Genomic DNA, 23,102 nt, shown 5'->3' on the forward strand with positions numbered 1-23,102 from the left:
ACTTGTTTGTGGAGTTAAGCACGAAATGAGTGAAAATCTATGCCGCAGGCGGAGAGCTGAAATCAACGAAGTGATCATTTTTATTCACCTGTTACGTTCTGATCAGGTTTTTGCCCCTGTATCAGGCGAATAAGAGCCCGTAATGCTTCAGGAAGCTGTCGCCGGCTGGGATAATAAATAAAGAGTGGCGGGCCCATGGAGGCCCATTCGGGCAGGACCTTGACGAGTGACCCGTTTGCGATCTGCACTGCCGCCCGGCGTTCAAGGTTGTAACTGATCCCCCCATCGCGTTCGGCGATCTCGATAGATAGAACGGTTTCGTTGACGATCACTGACCAGTCCGTGTCCAAAAAGACTTTCTCTTCGCCGCGCTCCAGCTCCCAGTGGTAGATTTTTCCGCTTCCCATCCGGATCCCTATACAGCGATGCTGATGTAGGTCGGCCGGGCATCGAAGAGGGGGAGCTGATGCAAGATAGGCAGGCGATGCGACTGTCACCCATCGCAGATCGGGACAGAGCGGGACCGCGATCATGTCTTCTGGTATTGTGCCACCATAGCGAACACCTGCGTCAAAGCCCTGTTCGATGATGTCCACCACGGCATCCTCCACCGCGACTTCCAGACGGACGTCGGGATAAAGGGCGGCATAACGCGCCATGACCGGGGCCAGAACGAGCCGAGCGGCGTCAGTTGGTACGTTCAGACGTAACTGTCCAGCGGGTCGGTCCCGAAAACGATTGAGGGCTTCGAGCCCATTGGTGATTTCAGAGAGCCCGGACGTGACATGCGAGAGCAATTCCCGTCCAGCTGGTGTTAGCGTGACGCTGCGATTGGTCCGGTTGAAGAGACAGACGGACACCCAGACGCTTTTCCAGTCCGCGGATAGCGTGGCTCAAGGCCGATGGAGAAAAATCCAGTTCTGCTGCAGTTTTGCGAAAGCCGCCTGTTTTGGCGATGGCGCAGAACAGGTTGAGATCTCCCAGATCTCCACGTGAAAGATGCATGATGCGTTTCGCTCGTTCGTTCATATCCGTTGAGTATAAACATACACCATGTGCCATTTGACTCAATTACAGGCCTTATGAGGTTGCGCTAGGATCCTTGGATCTATCGTCTTTCCTGGCCACCCAGACAGAAGGAGCAACGTGAATGTCAGAAAGAATGCGGAAAATTGTCGCAAAGGATCGTGTTGCAGTCATCACCGGTGCAGCAAAAGGCATTGGTGCTGCTCTTGCCCGGGAATTTGCGGCCCTGGGGATGCGCTTGGCACTTCTTGATCAGGACGGTGACGCGCTGGAGGCGCTGGTGTCCACGCTTCCCGTTGAAGTACTGACTGTCATGGGTGACGTGACCGATGACACAGTGCTTCTGCGCCTGCGTGATCAAACGCTGACCCGCTTTGGGGATGTCGGATTACTGGTTAATAATGTTGGTGTGCTGAGCAAAGCCGGTCCTTGGGATTCACCCGATGAATGGGACCGGACTCTCAACGTCAATTTTCGCGCCGTCCTCAGTGCACAACATTTATTCGTGCCACATATGATCGCCGCGAATCGTCCATCGGCCGTGGTGAATCTTGGCTCCAAGGAAGGGATCACTACACCGCCTGGTCACGCCTCCTATTCTGTCGCCAAGGCGGCAGTGAAGGTGCTCACCGAGCAGTTGGCCCATGAACTTCTGGTCTCCACAGGAGGAACAGTGTCGGCCCATCTTCTGGTGCCAGGTTATACATGGACTCCCATGAATTTCCACGGCAAGGACGGGCCTCATGACCGTAAACCGGAGGCAGCATGGACAACGGAACAGGTGGTAGATTATTTTCTGCAGCGGCTATTCAGTGAGGACTTCTACATCTTGTGTCCGGACAACGAAGTCACATCCGAAATGGATATGCGCCGCATCCAGTGGTCGGCCGACGACATGATTCACAACCGTCCCGCACTCTCACGCTGGAACCCGGCTTGGACGCAAAAATTTACGCAATGGATGAGGGAAGCGTGAGCTTTCGGATGATCAGTTCCAGGCATCGCGAACTCTGGTCGCCGTCTGCTTGGCTTTCCTGACGATCATCTCAACAATGAAGGCAGGATCTGGCAGTCGCATCATATATCGCTGAGTGGACGAGACATTTCGGGGCAAGAAAAATGTATGACGTAAAACGCCGATATAGTGGTGGTTCTAAAGGAGGGACCAACTCATATTTTGGTCACCTGTCATGACTCTGCCAGCAGATGTCATTGGGAAATGTGATGTGAATACTGTCGCATCGTGTTCGACAATGTAATTCAAAGCCCATTTGCGTGATATGATGGCTGTCTGAGGGTCTGCATCAAAGACAGCACTCCACTCCGGAACACACACCTGAATAGGATGATCATAACATCGCCCGTGAAGATGGCGTGCTCGACGCCTGACCTCAGCACAACAGATGCGTGATGTGGTGTATGCCCCGGTGTTGGATGAAAGGAAATTCCTTCGAGAACATCCGATCCGTCCACGTCAATCTGATCTGCAAGACCCGCCCCGACAATAGGATCAACGCTATCTGCGCGTGTCATGAAACTGGTTTTATTACGGACGCTATCATGGGCCGGATTGCTGAAAAAATCATATTCGGTTCTGGAAAAGACATATCGGGCATTCGGGAAGGTCGGTACCCAGATCCCATTTTGCAGGCGTGTATTCCAACCCACATGATCGACATGGAGATGGGTAAGAAGAACAAAATCGATGTCTTCTGGACAGACACCAGCGCGCATCAGATTTTCAAGCCACACGGTCTGCAAGTGATCGAAATACAGGGCAGCAGGACGGGCTTTGTTATTTCCAGCTCCCGTATCAATGAGAATTTTTCGACCGCGATCCTCAATAAGCCAGCTATGAACGCTCAAAAGGACTTTCGTTTCTGAACTATCCAGCGTTTCAGGCAGTCGGGGATAAATCTGAAGAGCCGTTGCTTCGTCCCAATCTGGAAGCAACTGTTCTGGAGAGAGTGCAGCCAGCATCAGATCCTGTATTTTTAGAATACGGGCATCCCCCACAGTATACCACTGAAGATAGTTCAGAAGCATAATGCTCCCTCTCGTTTTTATTTCTTAAAAAAATACAGAACTGTCGCCATCAAGGGAAAATAGACTTCAATTGTTGCGGGAGAGTCCCTGTCGCATAATCTGAAAGGCAACCGAAAAGAGGATCCCATTCTTCAATGCGCAGATCGCAAATCAAACCTTCTGATGCAAAGGGATCAGCGGCAATCATCGCGTCAATCTCCTGCCGATTGGCACCTTTCATAATCAGAAAGCCGGAGCGCAATGGGGTGCCTTTCAACGGACCAGAGGCCAGCAGTCTGCCTTCCTGAATAAGGCGCCTGAGATACAACACGTGTGCTGCGACATGCTGTCCCCAGCCCTCGCCATCAGGGTGATCCATGCGAACAAGATAAACAGGCATTTCGAAAGTCTCCACCAGAACTGGACTTGCCAATCACTCGAAGCCTTCAGCATATTCCTCTTTTTCGCTGGATAAATTGTCGATACGAGACATCAGTCACAACTGAGGATGATGAATGCTTGACCGGTTAACCAGCATGAAGATTTTTATCAAGGTCGTGGAATTGGGGTCCTTTGCAGCGGCCTCCCAGCATCTGACTTTGTCGCCGCAGATGGTAGCCAAGCATATAGAGGCTCTGGAACGTCACCTTGGTGCACGTCTGTTACATCGGACCACCCGCCGACAAAGCCTGACCGAAGCAGGCCGGCTCTATTGCGAGCAGTGTCGCCTTGTCCTGAAAGCAGTTGAACGAGCGGACAGTCTGGCAGCCAATACGCTTGGCACACCGCGTGGCACATTATCTGTCAGTGTACCCGTCACCTTCGGCCGAACAGTATTGCTGCCATTTGTTCACAACTTTCAGAAAAGATATCCAGAAATTCAAGTCCATTTGTCCCTGACAGACCAACTGGTTCATCCCACAATGGATGGTCATGAGGCTGTGATCCGAATTGGTGAACTGGAGACGGACCTTACAGCGGTCAGTCGTCCTTTGACGGCCTATCGTCGGGTCATCTGCGCGGCTCGCACCTATCTGGAAAAACACGGTTTTCCAGGGCAGCCCGATGATCTGATGCGCCACGAGTGTCTCGTGTATGAAAATTCCGGCGGTCCTGTAACGACCTGGTACTTTTCTCAAGGGAGCGTTACCCGGCCTGTCACCGTCTCCGGGCGAATAATCAGTAATGATTCAAGTGTTCTGCATTCTGCAGCACTTGCTGGCGATGGCATTTTGCTGGGATATAAGCAGGCCCTGCTCCCAGATATTAAAAGCAAACGGCTTGTCCGGCTTATGCCGAGGTGGGCAGTTCCGGACAGGCCCATGCACCTGCTCTATAACGCAGGTCCGGTCATGACACCAAAACTGCGGGTCTTTGTAACCGAACTTCAACAGGCTTTCCAGCCTTAAGCCTCTTTACGGCGTTCTCAGCAGATAACGAGAACTATTGGCGATTGTCCGCTTTCCAGATGGCCGAACAATTCTCTTACGACCGATATGAGGGCGGAAGCGGTTGGCCTGCTCAGCGAGAGTCAAGCAGAAAGGCGGGTTCGCCTACATCTCGGATATACAGCCTCCCATTCGATACACCCCAAAGCGGATATTCGGTGAATTGATGGCGTTTGCATTCACACGGCATCTGTGATTGTAACTCTCTGGCTGGCATGGTTCAGGCCCATGTTGCGGCAAAGCAGGTCGGGCTGCGACGGGTCGTTAGCTGCCGGCTAGATATGGCCGACTTTCCACCCGTGCTCGTTTATCCGACGGACCGAGCCACCTATGGCTGTCTCTGCCGTCGTCAGGTTGTGAGACGTCATTGGGATAATCGAGGATTTCGTCGACCGGCTTCATGATGTCACGATTGGCTGGTTTGACGTAATCAGGATTGCGAGACGCGGGATGCTTTTCAAGCCACGACATGATGCATTGGGCGGGAGTTATGCCGCCCAGAACACACTGCGGGCGATGATTGCAAGCTAAACAGAAGCCTCTGAGCAGAATTTCCAGATCCTTATGGCTTGAGACACAGACCGGCAACACCTCTGCCGCGACACGGCAATTGAAGCGTTCGACCATTCCATTGGTCTGACGAGAGTAAGCTTTGGTCCGACGTCGGCCGATTCCCATGTCATGACAGGCTTTTTCGAAGGCATCCGCCGTAAAGCAGGAGCCACGATCGGTCAGAATATGGGTGATCCGGAAAGGAAAGGCGGTTTTGACAGCTTTGAGGAAATCGACGGAATTATAGGCATTCTCCGCGTCATAGACGGCCAGATGGACCGAGCGTGAGCATCTATCAATGGCAACATAGAGAAAACGTTTCCGCCGTTCTCCATCTGCTGTCTGCAATTTAGGCAGATGTTTCACATCGATATGGACATAACCTGGATCGTAGTCCCGGAACTTTCCCTGTCCACGCACAGTTCCGGCTTTTTGCGCAGGAGGTAACCTGTTAAGTCCAGCATCTTTCAGAATACCCCAAATAGTGTCCCGGTTGAGATGCGGCAGGAAATGCCGCACGACAAAGGTCAGATCATCCAGACCAAAACCGGTCGAACGCCGAAGCTGACAGACAATGGCGCGCTCTTCCTCCGAGGCTTTCCAAGCCAGTTTCCAGGGACGGCTGCCGCGGTCCTAGCAGGCGTCTGAACCACGCCTGCGCCACTTGCGGACAGTTTCATCACTGATCCCGTAGCGTCTGGCGAGTACTGATGTCGGTTCTGACGAACGCGCTATGTCAGCCCGGACGGCTGGTGTCGTGCGTGCCTGTGGATGGATCTGAAGCATCATTCGCTCTCTCTGCAGACGGAAGAAAACCATGGAGCGTAACACGGTATTGCCCACGCGACATCATCCCAATGACGTCTGACAACCTGACAGCTAAGGGTTCTTCGATCTCTCCAGGTAGATAGATCCAGTGACTCTTTTGCAGGATTGTACTCAAGGGTAGTATGAATATCTTCTGCGGGAAAAAAAGGAGGTTTTACGAAATACCTTGGCTATTAAAAGCAAAGAGAAACATCTATTTTTTGTGTATTTTATAGAAATTTCCATGCCTTAAAGACTCTTCAATATATTCCAATGTCGTGCCAGCTGTTTCAGGAACATATTTCCAGATGAACAGGAATGCCACGACGTTAACACCCCCGAATAGCCAGAAGGTTCCTGTCGTACCTAATGCTTTAACCAGAGAAAGTGTAATTAGGGATACGACGGTATCGGAGAACCAGACTGTGGCACTTGCTAACCCCATTGCTTTGCTGCGTATAATGAGAGGGAACACTTCAGACGCAACAAGCCACACCGCAACGGACAGAGAGCCAAAATTAAAGAAAATATATCCCAACAAAGAAATTACCATCAGAGCCAGACGTGCACCGGAGAGTGGTGCGGAACTAACGAAAATGGCACCGAACACAAAGAGGGAGAGTGCAGCCAGCGGAAGCATGACTAGCATCATGCGGCGTCTTCCCACTCTATCAATAAGGACTATCCCCAGGGCTGTTGTGATAGTGGAGGCCACGCCAACAGAAACAGACGTCAGTAATGCTGCGGAATGTCCCAAGCCTGCCTGTGACAGAATGATAGGAGCATAATAGACAATCACGTTAGGGCCTGACAGTTGGGAAAAGGCGGCTATTCCTAAAGCGGCAATAAGTGCTGGCCTTACCCATTTCTGCTTCAGGATTTTCCAATCGCCTTCGTTGTGCTCTGCTGTTCTGACAACAAGTGCTTCATCAAGCTCATTGCGTACCACGTCCTTATGGCCACGGAGCCGATAAAGAACGGAGACGGCATGTTGCTCCTGCGCGTTATGCAACAACCAGCGCGGACTTTCGGGTAAGAAAAGCATGCCAAAGGCAAGGAGCAATGCCGGCAGGGCTCCAAGCATGAACATGGCCCGCCATGATTCAGCACTGCCTGCAAGTTCGTAACCGACAAAGAACGCCAGAAGCAGTCCTAAGGAGAATACAAGCTGGAACAGCGATACCAGCCCGCCCCGACGCGATGCAGGGGCCAATTCCGCCACATAGACTGGCACGATCTGCGTAGTAGCCCCAATAGCAATGCCTAGACCAAGCCGGGCGCAGATCAGCACGACCACATTGGGGGCCAGTCCACATCCGATTGATGCAGCGATGAAGACCACCGCTGCAGCCATAATGGCAGGACGCCTGCCCCAGCGGTCAGAAATCGGACTGCTGAACACTGCGCCGAAAATTGCACCGATGTTTAATGAAGCAGCAACCCATTCCTGCCCCATTGTGGAAAGAGAGAACGTCTGCGTCACAAAAATCAATGCGGACGCTATGATGCCGGTATCATAGCCAAAAAGAAGCCCACCAACCGCAGCGACAGCAGCAGCGATGGAGACATACCGACGCGCAGATTCTCGTTGATCCTCGTCATGGGCCTGAGCATGAAAGGCAGATATGGCACGCTTGTGCATTAAGGACGTGGATGTGTTGTGGGTGCCCGGCGCGGCGGTCATAACGGCGCCTCCATTTTCTTTGATCAGGTGCAGTGCCCGGACATCATTCCGCGTCAGATGTGTTGAATATGTCGCTCAACGTACGCTGCATAACGGTCGCATCAAGCGTCTTGCCCAGCCAGAGTTCCACCCCGATCACGCCCTGATTGACGAGCATTCCAAGTCCATCAAGCGGCGTGCAGCCCCGTTTTTTTGCTTCACGTAGGAAGCGCGTCATCGGCGGGTTGGGGATAACATCCGCGACTACCTGGCCTTTTTTAAAAGTCTCGACATCTACTGCCGCCATGGCGTCTGCGTTACCAAAGCCAACCGAGGTCGCATTGATCACGATATCCGTATCAGCCGGTATGCGCGCTTCGCCTTCCCATAGGTGTGCAGTCGCATTGCATTTGGTGTTATCACGCACGAGATCAGCAATGGTGTCCGCGTGCGCCTTTTTCATATTGACCACGGTTATATGGGCTGCGCCTGCCAGACCAAGCTCAACGGCAATTGCCCGCGCGGCTCCTCCGGCACCAAGAAGAAAAACCTTCTTGTCTGCAGGATCGATGACGGTCCTGAGCGAGGCAAGAAAGCCCTTACCATCGGTGTTGTCGCCTATCAGTTTGCCATTACGAATGCTGACGCAGTTGACGGCACCGATAATCCGTGCAGCTTCGGCCATGTCATCAAGATACTCGATAACAGCAACTTTGTGCGGCAAGGAGCAATTAAAGCCAGCCCATTCCATGGCCAGAGCGCCGCGTACTGCCTCGCCGAGGTGCGCAGGTTTCACGTCACAGTTGATATAACGCGCGTCCAGTCCTGCGTGCTGAAACCCGGCTTCGATCATCGCGACGGTAGGGTTGTCTGCGCATGGCGTCGAGAAAGAACCGGTGAGAATGCTACGGAAAGTGCGGTGCATCGTGTTGCATTCCTTTTTAGTGGCTATAGAGCTTGTATGCATAGCTATGCAATGAAGACCATTTTTGCCTGGGAGCGCAACCCCTAATCCCTTATTTGCCTGTGCGCGTGCTGCCGCGTTCGATCAACTGCGCGTTAATGGTGCGCGTTTGGGAATACGGATGATCGACCGTCTGAAGCGCCTCATTCAGCATATCCATAGCGACCATCACCATCTGATCCGTCCGTTGGTCAAAAGAGGTCAGATCATAGCCATGCCATGCTGCCTGGGGGATGTTGTCGTACCCCAAAACGATCACATCATCAGGGCAACGCAGATCTGCGCACTCACGGAGGGCATCCAGCACACCGCAGGCCATCATATCGTTACTGGAAAAAATACCATCGGGACGTAAGCCTCGCTGCAAGAGGCGGCGAATAGCATTATAGCCGCTCTGATAGGTATCATCGCCGCGAAGCCGGACCAGTTTTCCAAAACAGTCAGATTTATCTCTCAGGGTATCGCAAAATCCTTCTCCTCGTGCGCGGGAGGCAGCATTTTTTGCGGGGCCTGCCAGCCATACAGGATGTGTTGCGCCATGTTTGATAAAGATTTGTGCAGCGATCTGACCTGCCCCGTAGTTGTTGGATACGACTGTGGATATACACGGCCCCACAAAAGATGAGTTAAAACAGATCACGGGAGTATGAAGTTCGGAGAGTGCCTGAACGACAGATTGCGAACCCACGGCCAATGAGGTTACCACTGCATCAATTCTGTAGCTGGCTAATTGATCAAGCGCTGTATCCAAAGTCAGCGCGTCGTCAACCTGAACCAGCAGCACCTGCAGTCCTGCCTGGCGCAGGGCAGTCGCCAGCCGTTCAAGTGCGGAAGCATAAAACGGATTATCTAGCCCGCCGATAACAACACCAATCATATGAGATCGTCCGGAAAGCATGATACTTGGTATCCGGTTAGGGCGATATCCGAGCGTGGCAGCAGCAGCCAGCACTTTTTCTCTCGTCTTGCTGGAAATACTAGCATTTGAAGAAAAAGCACGGGAGACAGCCGACTGGGACACACCGGCCAACTTTGCAACATCTATCGACGTAACGGAGCGAATGATTCTAGTCTTCCTTGGTTCATGTGAAGTTGCCATAACGACTGATCGAAGGCGGTCACAGTTATCTACTATGGGTAAGTAACAGCTGCCAAGCTGTACTTTACGTGTTTCAGTTTAGGTTCGCGAGAAACGATTTTCTTGTCTTGTCATAACATAATTTGGAGTGATCGAAGAGCCGTTAATTGATTTGCCTTGTTGGTGATTTTGAACTTTTGGCGATTTGATTGACGGTTCCTGGAACTGATTTTCGCTCTGCGTTTTGAGCAGATCCGGGAAGATCACTCGCTGGATAGCTATGCGCTCGCGCTGATCCGTTCCAGGAAGAGGAAGCGGCGCATATTATAGACGATATTGGCCAGCCCGATCCTCTTGGTGGCTCGCGCGATACCGCCAGTTCGGACGGACAGCCCGGTCTGTGATTTCTGGTCGGCAAAGACATGCTCGACGCGGGATCGGATCACGGACTTTCCAGCATTCGATTTCTGGATATGCCGTGGCACAGGCTTGAGATGCGGCTTCTTCCTGTGAACCTTTGAGACAAAGCCGTGCTTTTCCATGAAGTCTTCATTGGCTTTTAAGCGATACGCCGTGTCAGCCCAGACGTTTGAGGCCGTATTGGTTTTATCCAACAGCCCCTTTTCAATCGCGCGCCATCACTGGCGCCGGCGTTCGTCGTTTTCCATTTGCGGATGAACCGGAACTGCCGGTCGATGGAGCTGTTCGACTTGTAGCCAAAGAACGGAATGGCGAGGTCCGTTGCGGGGATCGTTCCGTCATCCTGCCGTTTTGCTTTCGTGAATTTCAACGTCCAGCGCGCTTGACGGTCCTTATGCGCCAGCTTTGCCGGCTTGTCCTGCCAGTCCTGTGGAATCCGTCCCTCCCGAAGATCGGTTTTCTCAGCGTTCGTATTGCGCTGCTTTGGAACAGCCACCAGTGTTGCGTCCAGGATCTGGCCTGACATCGCCAGATAACCGGCGTTCCTCAAAGCGGCGTCAAAGCGATTGAACAGACTTTCAATCGCACCCGCCTGTGTTAGACGCTCGCGAAACAGCCAGACCGTTTTGGCATCCGGCACCCGATCCGACAGGCCCAGTCCCAGGAAGCGCATGAAGGACAGACGGTCGTTGATCAGATACTCCGTCCGCTCATCAGATAAATGGTTCAGCGTCTGGATCACCAGGTTCTTGAAGATCAGCACCGGATCAAAAAGCGGTCGTCCGCCTTTGCTTTCCTCGGAATACGCCAGAGCCTTGTCCAGATCAGGGCGGAACACCTCAAAATCCACAGTCCGGGAAAACGCTTCGAGTTGATCGCCAAGCCCACTCAGTCGAGCAAGCCGCTCTTCAACATCAAAGAAACCGGGCTGCTTCGTTATCTACCCTTCCAATCAACGCAGAGGAAATGGAACCACAAAGAACGCCTCAAAACCAGCGGGTTTTTCGAACCATCCACCTCCGCCCGGCGCTTTGTAGCGGTGTCCAATTTGGACAGTGTCGGCGCGGAAACGGAGCTAAAAGTGGCAGTGTCCATATCGATGAGGTATCCTTGAAAGGACAGCATCGCGCATTTAAAGCTGGTGAACGTTGCGCATCATAGCAATTCCTATGTGAGAGGACGCAACGTGACTGGCGGACAGCTGAAGGATAGTTTTTTATTATTCCCAAAAGGAATATATGAAAAATAATTTATACTAAAATCTTATATATTTGGTATTCGAAACAGCGAATGATATCCCATGCCGCACGAAGCCTGTAACGATACTTCATAAATAAAACAGCAGCGTGTGAGACGGTATGCAAATTGACGTTTCCAATAAACGACAGAAGGTCCGCGAACTTCTTAGAAACGTCCAGAGAACGCAGTTTCTCATAAAAATAAAAATAGAAGAATACACAGACCATATTATAAATTCGCACTATAACACAAGTATCGTGAAGAGTAAGATGTCAGAAATGATTTCTTCGTACATTGTGCTCCTTCAAATTCAGGACATTATTCTTACTGGCCTTTCAAAAACTCCTCCTGACGGGAAAGTGTTCTTATCCCCCGAGTTGGTCGGTGTTTTGCGGGACTATGGTCTGGTGGTGGGATAAGGAGAGTTCATTGGTAATGAACGCTTTTCAGTTGATCGCAGTTTCGCTCTCTTCTGTGATTTTTCTAACAGAATGCTCTGCGCGCCCGCATGCATCTGCAGATGAAACGGTAGCGTGTCATGAGTATCATGCAATGATGACAGCACCATTGCCGCCTGATGTTATGCGCAGGATGGAGGCGGACTGCATGAGGCTAAAAGAACAATGGAAAGCGGTACCTCCCTGAAGTCTCGACCAAAGGTATGCTCAGGTTTGGCCGGCGCTTCCGCCGCCCCCTCCGTCCATAAAGCATTCTATGTGGCAAGAAGAAGGAGGCGCTCCCTTACTCAATTTGGACAACCGTATTACCGGCAGCCACGAGGTCCCATAAGAAGTTTCCCCCGACACCAGGTAAAGCTATCCTCTTCGGAGTTTAACGGGAGGTTATTTTGAGCAAAGCGGATCTGAGTAAATGGGTTGCCGAGAGCATTCAGATATCCGTGCGGCATGCCGATAACCCGTCATATTTCAGCGATATGGTGCACGAAAGGCCATGTCCCGACTGGTCAGTACAGGGAAAACCTAAACAGGACTGCTTAAGCTCAAGCTCTTGGGGCGTGCATCTGATTGGTCAATTGAAGCAGGGATTCTGAAATTTCCCGATCTTTTTACTGCAGGAGAAAGAGCAATGGCGCTGTTTCGCCTCGATAATACCGAGGACCCTCTCCTGTGATAACATAGACCTTTAAGGAAAAGGACTTAACTTAAGCGCTTTATTCTCGTTGCCATAGCAGCTCTTGCCCTCACAGGACGCGCTTATGTCCTAGCCCCCTCCACCTCCCGGCCGCCCACTGCCCGCCAGCACATCCCGCGTCCGGACAAAGGTGCCCTACTGGAACACCAGCACTGGATCAAACGGAGGACGACCGCCTTTGCTTCCGTCTGAATAGGCCAGTGCCTTGTTCAGCTCCGGACGGAACACCTCAAAAATCCACAACCCGGGAAAATGCTTCAAGTTGGTTACCGACCCCACTCCACCGGCAAGGCTCTTTTCAACATCAAAAAACCGGACTGCTTCTTTATACATCCCTCATCGTAAGATAAATGATGAAATCACAAACAGAGCCAGATAAACGGGGGGCTACCCCCTCCACTTCACAAAACTACCATCGTATATGGCTCTTGAGGACAAGCTTGTTTCAGGCACTACAGAAACCTATCCCACGCCAAAGCACGCAGCACTCTTGAAGACAGTCCACTTACAAATAATATCGCTTTTTTTTGAGAAGATTATCATTTCAAGGCATACATCAACATAACGGACTGCTCGAAGCCGCATATGGCTGATCAGTGACCAGATTACTTGTCTGTTTGCGCAATGGGACTATCATTGCTTCCGGCTTCAGAAGGTCCGCAAGCAGTTCGGCTGACATCGGCACACGCTCCTTCAGCACATCGGCCACCAGCCGGTTTTCGGCCAAAGCCTGTTTGGCGATGGACGCACACAACTCATACCCAAGCACCGGCACAAAGGCGGTAATAATGCCGATGCTGTTCTGCACCTGCTCCAGACACCGCTCTTTGTTCGCACGAATACCACGCACGCATTTTTCGGCCAGAACTCGGAAGGAGTTGTTCATCGTCTGAATGGAATCCAAAATACAGTAACCCATGGCGGGTTCAAACGCATTCAGTTGGAGCTGACCGCCTTCCGCACAGAATGAGACGGTTGCATCATGCCCGATCACCATAAAGGCCACCTGATTGACCATTTCCGGAATAACCGGATTGATCTTGCCCGGCATGATGGATGAGCCAGCCTGTGCAGCAGGCAGAACAATTTCCGCCAGCCCAGCTCGTGGCCCGCTGGACAGAAGACGCAGGTCATTCGCAATTTTGGAGATCTTGATAGACAGTCGCTTCAAGACACTTGAGCAGGTCACAAACGCCCCAACATCCGAGGTCGCTTCAATCAGGTTCTCAGCCTGCTTCAGTGGGAAACCACACAGCTCAGACAAATGGGCCGTTACCAGTGCTCCATAACGTGGGTCACAGTTAATCCCGGTGCCGATCGCAGTCCCACCCAGATTGATTTCAGAAAGCTGCGGTACCATACTTTCAACAGCGGCAATTTCTTTCCGCAGGGTGCCGGCATAAGCTTTAAACTCCTGCCCGAGAGTCATCGGAACAGCATCCTGCAACTGTGTGCGACCTATTTTCAAGACAGTCTTAAATTCTTCAGCTTTTTCCTCAAACGCATTCACCAGATTTTTCAAAGACGGCACGAAAGAGCGCAAGGCAAAACAGACGGAAATTTTAACAGCTGTTGGATACACGTCATTGGTGGACTGAGACATGTTCACATCATCATTCGGATGCAAATTATCATACTGCCCGGCCTGAAGCCCTGATGCCAGAAGCCCGACATTCGCCACCACTTCATTAGCGTTCATATTGGTTGAGGTTCCAGCTCCACCTTGCAGAACATCGACCTTAAAATCTGACAGATATACTGGAAGGTTCTGACTAATTTCCTGACAGGCCTTTTCAATCATCACAGCCTTTTCCGGCGATAGATAGCCCAGCTGGTGATTCGCCAAAGCCGCTGCCTGCTTGACCAGAACAAGGGCTTTAATGAGATCGGGAAATTTTCCTATCGCCGTTCCTGTTGTCGGAAAATTGTCGACCGCACGCGCAGTATGCACACCCCACCTTGCATGACGGGGCAGGACATAGGCACCCAGACTATCCCATTCAGTCCGCTGTATCTTGTCACTCTTCGGATCTACACCGTTTTTATAAGACATCAGGACCACTTTCCCGTCTGCGTTTTTTCCAAAAAACTGCCGCAGACCTGTCACCATATTCTGGTCAACCGATCTGCGGCAGCGCGCTCATACCCTTAAATTTAAAGCGTGTGCCATGACGCACACTTATCCAGCGTTAAAAATCCAGAGAGGTTTTGACGTAATACATGCCACCGCTAAACCCATAAGGAGAGTAGGACGCATATTTAGCCAAACCCTGCTGCGTGTTGGCAATGGAGTGCGGCACACGTGTCGGGTGCTTGTTCCCAACGTTGTTAGCGCCCACACCCACAGTCCAGCACGGAAGAATTTTATAATCAACTTCCAGATTGGTGATGAACCCCGGATTCTGCTGGAACGGCACAGCCCCAGCCCCGGTGGGAGCAGCCATATAGACAATGGACCCATAACGCAGTTCCTGCACGGAAGCAGACCACTTCCCACGCGTCCAGTTCATACTGATCTGTTCACGGTTTTTCGGAGCCGAATGCAGAACCATCATCTTGGTGTATTCATTCACCAGATCAGATTTTGCAGACCGGATTTCGTTATCCGAGAAGTTAATCCCCATCGCAAACCGGAACTGACCAAGCTTTGCCGTATGCAGGGTGTAATCTGCGCTGAAGTCACCACCAAATGTCTGCGTGTTATATAGGTTGGCATAATAGGAAAGTGATGTTGCACTTTCGAGATTTGCGCTTTTTAGAAGTGCCAGAAGCTCAGAATCATTCTGGTTGACCGAATAGGTCTTGGTGCTGCCCATTCTGCCGTTAATGGCAATATAATACAGGTTCCCCGTTACGTGGAAATCATCAACCGGGTTCGCATCAAAACCAATAGAATAGCTGCGAGAATATTCACCTTTCATATTCCCTGCGCCAAGATATTTGGCAATGGCGCTGCTGGCCGGAATCTGGTCAACCGTATAACCGGGATACGGTGCTGAATAGAAATAGGACAGCGCACCAAGTGTAGGGGGACGATAGCCAGTATTGATATTCGCGCGAATAGCCCATCGTTTGTTGAAGTTGTAGCGGGTTCCAACAGAGCCGGTTTCAACTGTAGCAATATTATTATAGCTGCCTACACGGCCACCTAGCGTCCATTCCCATTTCTTAGTGACATAGAAATCAAGATTGACGTTACCTTCATAAACATCACGGTTCTGGTAAGTCGCCGCCATCGGAACGTTCCCCGGATGGTCAGTTGCCCCCATACCGCTCCAGGAAGACGCCTCACCTTCAACCATCTGGAAGGTGTCGTGGCGATATTCACCACCAAACCGCAGATTGATCGGCCGTGGCGCCCAGTCCGGACGGAATGAACGGGACCCACGCAGACCTGCCGTCAGCTGTGTGGCAATAGAGGCGCCATCATAGAAGGAGGTTTGCGTACTGCCGGGAATAGAGACGTTTTCGGAATTCGTGGTGCTGTAATTCTGCTTATCACGCGCGTAGGTCACATAAGCATCCCACGCAAAACCGAACTTGCGCGCCTTGATACCGTTATCCGTCTCAAAATCAAGCTGATCCATAGCAATATAGGGCTGGTTACCATCAGGATACAGATCGGGATTGATCCACTCATCCGAGCTGGTGTTAGCGCGGTAGGTTTCCGGCACGTTTGCACGACGATGAGAGAAGGTGGACGTGCTATAGAAATTAAAGCCGCGCGCCATCGGCACAGACATGTTTTCGCTAATGGTTTCCAGCGTCGATTTGGGAATACCTAAGCCACGCTGCACATTACGATTGGCTGTTTCATTTCTGGAATCATCAAAAATTTTCCCATAAAAATCGCCACCACGCGTAGTGGGAAGCTGATGGGAAACCTGTGCTGCAAGGTCAAGATAGCCGCCATTACGCCCCAGAGCCATGCCGTAATTAGCAGAGCCATCCAGAGCCTGACCATCCCCTGCATAATAGCCACTATTTTTAAAATTGATGCTCCCACCATGCGTATCGTGCTTGAGCACAATATTCACGGCACCCGCAATGGCATCCTGCCCATACAGAGCAGACGCACCTTCTGTCACAACTTCAATATGATCAATGGCGGAAACCGGTATCAGAGAGATGTCAGCCGGTTCACTCCCCCAGTTGGTGCCAGAGTTTGAGTTAAAATTCGCACCAATATGACGGCGATGACCGTTAACCAGAATGAGCGTATCATCCGGGGACTGGCCACGCAGCTGCATGGTCTGCACAAAGGAGCTTGCACCACCACCAGGAAGAGCTGCCGTTGTAATAGCAGGATTTGCCTGTGCCAGAGCAGACAAAACGTTTGTCTGGCCGGTTTTCAAAAGTTCCGCGCCCGTCACGACAGTTACCTGCGTGGTGCTGTGCTTAGGTGTTGTGGGAGAAAAGACGGAACTGCCAGAATGACCGCCCACTTCGATAGATTCTTCACCACCCTGCAATGGCGCAGGTTTTGAGCGCTTACGTGCAGGGGCAGCTTTTACAGAAGCCCCTTTGGCCGCTTTTATCTTTTTTACAAAAACTTTCTGAGGCCTTTCTGGTGGAGATGCGGCACTTGCTGCAAAACCACTTCCTGCCGGAACAAGAGCACCGAACGCCACACTCGCGACGAGTGACAATTCAAATTTCGATATTCTGGCCATCGCATCACCCTGACATCCGGTCGGATTAAGAAACTTATCTGGTTTTCTTATGATACGTTTCCGTTATGTTTTGGCGTCATATTGAATATTGATATGTTGCTTTCAGAAGTAATTTTCTGGTGGGTTTAGAAATATAAACCCATCTTTTCGATATAAAAAAAATCCCTCGCACAACGACACATGGCCCTGCAAGGAGTTCATATCCAGAAAAACTCAATGAAAATTATCTTGAAAAATTATTCCATAACAATCGGCTTGCGTACGGTCATCAAGGAAATCAGGCCAGCAACAATCAGAGCAACAGCGCACAGATACCAGGCTATATTAAAATTCCCGGTCCAAGCGACGATGTAACCCGTCAGAATCGGAGCCGTCAGACCAAGAGCGTTACTGAATGTTAGTGTGACACCGGTTACTGATCCGATTTTCTGGCCGTCCTGTAACATATCGGCCAGCATGGCGGTGTTCGCCCCGTTCGCAGCAATCAGGCAACAAAGAGAGAGAGACAACACAGCCAGAATTGGCATCTCTTCATGAAAGAAAGGAAGAAAGCCAATCATCGCGCTCCCGATAATACAAAACGCTACAATAAACCGCCGATGGCTGGGGTCGGTATTCCTGCGGAAAACAAAATGCTCCGCTACCCGCCCCAGAAACACCGCGCCGACAGCCCCCAACACATAGCATCCTGCTGTGCCGCTTCCGGAACCCAGAACATTCAGATGTAGTTCATGAATCAGATAAAAGGGTACCCAGGACATTAGCAGAAAGTTCAGAAAATTCTGCGTGCACTGCACAACAAGAATGCCGCAAAATGTGGAAGAGCGGAACAGAGACAGCACTTCTGAAACGCGAATAGGGCGAACACGCGCCTGCGTGTCTGATTTTTCCGGGTTTCTGTAAAGCAGCCACCATGCGAGTGCCCAGAGCAACCCGACAACACCCAGCGCCATAAATTCAAAACGCCAGCCCACTTTTGCAATCAGGTAAGCTCCGGCAATTGTGCCGCCGGCAAGCCCAATCTGCATGCCCGTCAGCAGGACCGTCATGACGGTGCCACGCTCCTGCGGTTTGGCCCAGTTACGAACAATGGTTGCACCCACACCAAATGTTGGCGCTTCTCCCACGCCAAGCAGCATGCGTGTTAAAATAAACTGCGTCACATTACGGGTCATGCCGCCCAGAATCATTGCGCAGGACCAGACGGAAACTGCCAGACTCCCCACAAGGCGCGCACCAACACTATCCAGCAGAATGGTCGACGGCAGATTCAGCACAAAATAAGACCAGAGAAAACTGGAGGAGACCCATCCCATCTGAACAGATGAAAGCGAAAATTCACGGCCGAGATCCGGCAAAGAAATGGAAAGTGCCGCACGATCCCCATAACTGATGACATACATCAGAAAAATCATGCCAAAAAACACGTATCGTGATGAGTCTGCGTTCTTGTTCATCGCTTGATCACCCTTCAAACCTTCTGCCTTGAAAGGCACCCTAGCCTTACACAGCCCACCCGTATTTTTTTACGATAACGGAACATTACGATTACACCATACCTTCGGTGCTTTTTTACGGATTTTTTTAAGATGCTCCGGAGGAAGATTCTGATTCTAAAATAGCTTTTTGCTTTACTGGTCTTTCATGTCGCAACATCCACAGACCAGAGCCGATAATCAATAACCCACCGACAAACATGGCCACACCGGGAACTTCTCCAAAACCCAGCCAGCCGATCAGCGCTGCCCACACCAAACCGCAATAGGCAAACGGTCCAATGGCGGAAACCTGCGCGGAGGCAAATGCTTCCGTCTGCAAAACCTGTGCGATACCGGCAAATGCGCCAACGGCAACAAGGCAGAGCAGGTCAGCCTGCGTTGGCATATGCCAGACAAAAGGTAAGGCCGCTGTTGTCGCCGCTGTCATAAAAATAGCCTGCCACATGGCAATAGTTGTGCTTTTTTCTGTCGCGGAAAGCTGGCGGATCTGCATGGTTGTCAGGGCCCCCACAGCGCCTTGCGCCAGAGCAACCGCATACGCCCATGTCGGCACTGCGCCATGACTGCCGCCCAGAAGCCCCTTGCCGGTTGCCACCACAACAACCCCCGCAAACCCAATAGCCACCGCGACCCAACGTTGTACAGACGGGCGCTCATGCATGAATGGGATCGACAGAAGAATAAGGAAGAAAGGCTGCGTGTATGATAAAACCTGCTGCTCCGCCAACGGAAGATGTGTCACAGCAACAACCGTCATGATCATGCTGACCAACCCGACAACGGAACGGATGACATGACCGCCAAAATGGTTAGTCTTCAGAACAAGGCCACCGCGCAGCGCTATCACCACGACAAATGGCAGAGAAAACAGGTTTCTGAAAAAAACGATTTCAACAACGGAGAGTGTCGAACCGGTAATTTTCTGCAAGGCGTTGAGAATAGCCGTAAAAAGTGTCGCCAGAGCCAGCAGATACGCACCACGCGCAAGATTATGTTGCATGGTCACTCTCGGTCTGTTTCTGCCGCGTTCTTCTCAAAATCTTTTATCCTTCAGCCGCAGCAATTTCACCACCGATCGCTTTAATCTGCGTGGCGATAGCCTGTGCGAGCTTATCGGACCCTGGTGTGTCGCTATGCACAAGGATAGAACGGGAGTGAATGAGCAGAGACTTTCCATCAATAGTGGTCACGCTTCCAGTTTCAAGAAACTGCTTTACGCGCCACCTGACTTTATCCAGATCGTGAATCACCGCTCCTTCCAGCCCACGCGGTACCAGCGCTCCATTCGCCTGATAGGCGCGATCCGCCAGAAAAAGAGATCGAACCCGCAAACCGGCTTTTCTGGCCGCCAGATCAATCGGCTGCCCTTCCATGGCCAGCATCACCAGATCAGGATCAATCTGCGCAATCACGCGGGCAAGACGGTCAGCCAGATCCTGATCCGCATTGGCCATTGTACCAAACGCCGCATGATAGCTGACATGGCCCACCCGCACACCATAACGCGCGGCAATCCCTTTAAGCGCGCCAATCTGGTAGGCCAGCATCGCTTCCATTTCTTCGGCGCTGACAACCATGGTCCGGCGGCCAAAACCCATCCGGTCAGGCAGACCGGGATGCGCACCAATGCTCACACCATGCTCTTTGGCCGCCCGCACAACGCGGTCCATAATCAGATGGTCACCCGCATGAAAGCCACAGGCAATATTGGCCGATGAAATTACACGCATCAGCGCGGCATCATCCGCAATTGTCCAGCGGCCAAAGCCCTCGCCAATATCGGCATTCAAATCAATCTTCATGATTTTTTATCGGCCTGACCGGCCTCCCTGCGCATAAAAGATTTTCTGTAAAGTGCCGCATTATCCTGAAGGGCCTGCAAATAGGCATCTTCATTCCGCATAGCTTGCAAACCCTCTGCATGGTCACAGCACTGTAGTTGCACAAAGCTGCCAATACGCGCCTGTGCCAGACGCCATAAATCCGCTTCGATCACCGTAGCAATGCGCGGATAGCCGCCCGCCGTGTTGGCATCTGCCATCTGCACAATCGGCTCACCAGCGGGGGGAACCTGAATAATACCCGGAATAACACCGTATGAACGCAACTCAACAGAGTGCGTCAGCTTCAAAGCTCCCCCTTTCAGACGGTAGCCCAGCCGGTCGCTTTGCGCTGTAATCTGCCAGGAGGCGGACCAGAAATGAGCGCGCGCTTCTTCCGTGAACAGAAAATAGTCTGTTGCGGGAATTGCCCGCAAAGTCACGGTCTTCTCTTTTTCTTTTGCCTTGGCTGCGGGCAATGCGCACAAGGGAGGGACAGCCCCGAAGCCATGCGGCACACAACCACCTACACCAGGAAGCTGATCGTCTACCTGCAACGGTCGCCCGAGATATCCGCCAAAGCCCCCACGCAACTGCGTGCTGCGGGAGCCTAGCACAACCGGCACGTCAATCCCGCCACACACACACACATACATCCGCGCCCCGACAGAAGGGCGGTCAAGCGTCAAAGCATCACCAGCCTGCGCCGTGGCAACAGACCATGACTGGATTACCCGTTCCCCAAGTGTGATCATGCCCTCCCCGCCCGTCACGACAAAGCTGACAGCCCTGTCGAACCGAACCTTGAAAGGAAAGGTCTGCACTTCAATACAGGCAGCATCCGGCGCATTCCCCAGTAAACTATTCCCGCAACGCAGCGCCAGAGGGTCCATCACGCCAGATGTGCTTACCCCCAGATGCCGATATCCAAAGCGGCCCGCATCCTGCACGCCATTCAGAACGCCAGTTTCAAGAACTGTAATCACACTTCGATACTTTCGGCATAAAAGCGAATCTGGTCACCCACCTCAAACAACGCTGGCCGCTCGCGGTCCGGGTCAAACATCACAAGGTCGCTAAAACCAATGGAGTTCCAGCCATTCGGGCCGGTCAGTGCAGAAACCCCGGCTTGCGGCCCACCAATCGTGACTGTACCAGCCAGCATTTTTAAGGAGGGAACAGATTTTCGCGGCGTTTCCAGCCGCGGGTCAAGACCGTGCAGATAGCCAAACCCCGGCACGCTCCCAAGCGCACACACTGTATAAAGAGGGGCCTGATGCAGCGTGATAACTTCCTGAGGCAACAGGCCGCAATGTTTAGCAACGCGCGGCAGGTCGGACCCGAGCTCGCCGCCATAGCGCACAGCTACTTCAAACAGTCGGCCTTTGATGTGCTTCTCCGGCAGAGTTTCCCATGCCTTACGCAACCAGTGCGCTACTGTCTCTGTATTTTCGGGCGGGACGGAGAAAATCAGCATCAGGTTGGTCACACCTGGCATGACTTCCGCAATATCCGGGCGCTCGGAACAGGCATCCATCAATGCCCAGATCCGCCGCTGGCAGGCCAGCGTAAACGCACCAGGCGATTCAAACAGCATGGCCCGCGTACCAATCATGCTGATGGTGGGTTTATTCACTGAACCACCAGACTGATCTGTCTTCAGCGCGCTCATGGTTTCAGTCATGCGCGGAGGAACAATACTGTAAGATGGCAGCCACCAAATAACATCCTGTGCGGTGTTCTATATTGCGTCCGTAACGATACGGTCAGACAGCGAAACCCCGCCAACATTATCTGCCTGTGATGATATACAATAATCTTATGACGACGATACCACGCGGAGACATTGGATAATCTTATGACGCAAGACTGAACTGATCTTGGTCAATGGAATATTCCGTCTCTAAAGTGAAATGACTTATTGAAGTCTGGCCTGCGCCGCAGGGCAGTTCCGGTTCATAGATATCAGGATATTTCATATCATGACGACACAGCCTTACAGCACAGCACTTGTCACCGGCGCCTCCTCTGGCATTGGTGCCGCGACCGTCCGTCGCCTGCGGGAACTGGGGCTGGAAGTGCATGCCGTTGCCCGTGACAAGGAACGCCTGGACAAGCTGGCCGCACAAACCGGCTGCATTGTGCACGCTGCCAGCGTGGCCGATCTGGACGCCATGGGCGCAATCTTCAAAGAGCATGAGATTGATATTCTCATTAACAATGCCGGTCAGTCCCGCACGGGCAACATCACCAACACGACGGAAGAAGATATTGACGGGCTGGTGGACATCAACCTGCGTGCCGTCCTGCAACTGACCCGTCTGGCTCTGCCGGGTATGATTGCGCGTGACCGCGGCCATATCGTTAACATCACCTCCATTGCCGGCCATTATGCGTTTGCGGGCGGCAATACGGTGTATCACGCAACCAAGGCTGGCGTGCATTCTCTCTCTCAGCAGCTGCGGTGTGACCTGTTCGGCAAGAATATCCGCGTGACGGAAGTCTCTCCGGCCCGCGTGCAGACGGAAGTCTTTGGCCGTCTGATTGGCAACATGGAAGAAGCTCAGCGCCGCTTCTTTGATGAATACGACTCTCTTCTTCCGGAAGATCTTGCAAATTCCATTGCCTTTTCCATTTCTGCGCCGCAGCGCATGAATGTCAGCTTCATGGAAGTTCTGCCCACCATGCAGGTTATCGGTGGTCTGAACTTTGCAAAGAAAACGACTAAATCCTGAC

At 52.0% G+C, this 23,102-nt stretch carries 17 protein-coding genes and 3 pseudogenes; 3 read left to right on the top strand and 17 right to left on the bottom strand.

The genetic code is table 11. The annotated features are described in order from the left end of the window. Positions 1–80 precede the first annotated feature (80 nt). Positions 81–860 carry a LysR family transcriptional regulator gene (locus JK199_RS01685; protein ID WP_342356271.1) on the bottom strand — a complete coding sequence of 260 codons (780 nt, stop codon included), beginning with the start codon at positions 858–860 and terminating at the stop codon, positions 81–83. Continuing rightward, positions 766–1,029 carry a helix-turn-helix domain-containing protein gene (locus JK199_RS15725; RefSeq protein ID WP_244984805.1) on the bottom strand — a complete coding sequence of 88 codons (264 nt, stop codon included), beginning with the start codon at positions 1,027–1,029 and terminating at the stop codon, positions 766–768. Before JK199_RS15725 ends, JK199_RS01685 begins: the two co-directional genes overlap by 95 nt. A 121-nt stretch (positions 1,030–1,150) precedes the next feature. On the opposite strand from JK199_RS15725, the gene JK199_RS01690 reads away from it, so the two are divergent. Next, positions 1,151–2,002 carry an SDR family NAD(P)-dependent oxidoreductase gene (locus JK199_RS01690; protein ID WP_212373349.1) on the top strand — a complete coding sequence of 284 codons (852 nt, stop codon included), beginning with the start codon at positions 1,151–1,153 and terminating at the stop codon, positions 2,000–2,002. 284 nt (positions 2,003–2,286) lie between these two features. Here the strand turns inward: JK199_RS01690 and JK199_RS01695 are convergent, their stop codons facing one another. Together JK199_RS01695 and JK199_RS01700 are read right to left on the bottom strand one after the other, a co-directional pair. Next, positions 2,287–3,072, bottom strand: coding sequence for an MBL fold metallo-hydrolase (locus JK199_RS01695; protein WP_244984806.1), 786 nt, complete (start codon positions 3,070–3,072; stop codon positions 2,287–2,289). A 49-nt stretch (positions 3,073–3,121) separates the two neighbouring features. Then, the gene (locus JK199_RS01700) at positions 3,122–3,451 is read right to left on the bottom strand and encodes a YciI family protein (protein ID WP_212373351.1); all 330 of its coding nucleotides are present in this window, start codon (positions 3,449–3,451) and stop codon (positions 3,122–3,124) included. A 115-nt stretch (positions 3,452–3,566) separates the two neighbouring features. Between JK199_RS01700 and JK199_RS01705 the strand changes: the two genes are divergently transcribed. Beyond that, positions 3,567–4,460 (top strand): LysR family transcriptional regulator, encoded by an 894-nt coding sequence (locus tag JK199_RS01705; protein WP_212373353.1) that lies wholly within the window; start codon positions 3,567–3,569, stop codon positions 4,458–4,460. A 387-nt stretch (positions 4,461–4,847) separates the two neighbouring features. Here JK199_RS01705 and JK199_RS01710 read toward each other — a convergent pair. The 13 genes and pseudogenes from JK199_RS01710 to pxpB all read right to left on the bottom strand — a co-directional run. Continuing rightward, positions 4,848–5,837 (bottom strand): annotated as a pseudogene (locus tag JK199_RS01710) (DDE-type integrase/transposase/recombinase); the annotation flags it as partial. Positions 5,838–6,072: 235 nt separating this feature from the next. Continuing rightward, the gene (locus tag JK199_RS01715; RefSeq protein WP_212363285.1) at positions 6,073–7,542 is read right to left on the bottom strand and encodes a sugar porter family MFS transporter; all 1,470 of its coding nucleotides are present in this window, start codon (positions 7,540–7,542) and stop codon (positions 6,073–6,075) included. 43 nt (positions 7,543–7,585) lie between these two features. Further along, positions 7,586–8,446, bottom strand: coding sequence for a shikimate dehydrogenase (gene aroE / locus JK199_RS01720; protein ID WP_212373354.1), 861 nt, complete (start codon positions 8,444–8,446; stop codon positions 7,586–7,588). A 91-nt stretch (positions 8,447–8,537) separates the two neighbouring features. Next, positions 8,538–9,584: a LacI family DNA-binding transcriptional regulator gene (locus tag JK199_RS01725; protein WP_212363289.1), complete on the bottom strand. Its 1,047-nt coding sequence runs from the start codon at positions 9,582–9,584 to the stop codon at positions 8,538–8,540. A 257-nt stretch (positions 9,585–9,841) separates the two neighbouring features. After that, positions 9,842–10,923, bottom strand: a pseudogene (locus JK199_RS01730) (IS5 family transposase). A gap of 1,589 nt (positions 10,924–12,512) precedes the next feature. Next, positions 12,513–12,707: pseudogene (locus tag JK199_RS01735) on the bottom strand (IS5/IS1182 family transposase); the annotation flags it as partial. 223 nt (positions 12,708–12,930) lie between these two features. Beyond that, positions 12,931–14,427 (bottom strand): aspartate ammonia-lyase, encoded by a 1,497-nt coding sequence (locus tag JK199_RS01740; RefSeq protein ID WP_212373356.1) that lies wholly within the window; start codon positions 14,425–14,427, stop codon positions 12,931–12,933. 136 nt (positions 14,428–14,563) lie between these two features. Continuing rightward, entirely contained in the window at positions 14,564–17,047 is a 2,484-nt protein-coding gene (locus JK199_RS01745; RefSeq protein ID WP_212373358.1) for a TonB-dependent receptor plug domain-containing protein, read from the bottom strand. Between the two features lie 236 nt (positions 17,048–17,283). Then, positions 17,284–18,504, bottom strand: a complete 1,221-nt coding sequence (locus tag JK199_RS01750) for an MFS transporter (protein WP_212373360.1) — start codon at positions 18,502–18,504, stop codon at positions 17,284–17,286. Between the two features lie 127 nt (positions 18,505–18,631). Beyond that, entirely contained in the window at positions 18,632–19,546 is a 915-nt protein-coding gene (locus JK199_RS01755) for a DMT family transporter (protein WP_212373362.1), read from the bottom strand. 43 nt (positions 19,547–19,589) lie between these two features. After that, positions 19,590–20,348 (bottom strand): LamB/YcsF family protein, encoded by a 759-nt coding sequence (locus JK199_RS01760; protein WP_212373370.1) that lies wholly within the window; start codon positions 20,346–20,348, stop codon positions 19,590–19,592. Next, positions 20,345–21,352: a 5-oxoprolinase subunit C family protein gene (locus JK199_RS01765; RefSeq protein ID WP_212373378.1), complete on the bottom strand. Its 1,008-nt coding sequence runs from the start codon at positions 21,350–21,352 to the stop codon at positions 20,345–20,347. The genes JK199_RS01760 and JK199_RS01765 overlap by 4 nt, the downstream gene beginning before the upstream one ends. Continuing rightward, complete coding sequence (gene pxpB / locus JK199_RS01770; protein WP_212373386.1) at positions 21,349–22,050, bottom strand: 5-oxoprolinase subunit PxpB; 702 nt, start codon at positions 22,048–22,050, stop codon at positions 21,349–21,351. The genes JK199_RS01765 and pxpB overlap by 4 nt, the downstream gene beginning before the upstream one ends. A 298-nt stretch (positions 22,051–22,348) precedes the next feature. Between pxpB and JK199_RS01775 the strand changes: the two genes are divergently transcribed. Next, complete coding sequence (locus tag JK199_RS01775; RefSeq protein ID WP_212373388.1) at positions 22,349–23,101, top strand: SDR family oxidoreductase; 753 nt, start codon at positions 22,349–22,351, stop codon at positions 23,099–23,101. The last annotated feature ends 1 nt before the right edge of the window (position 23,102 follow it).

Origin of the sequence: Acetobacter persici, assembly GCF_018256955.1 — a bacterium.
Lineage (GTDB): Bacteria > Pseudomonadota > Alphaproteobacteria > Acetobacterales > Acetobacteraceae > Acetobacter > Acetobacter persici.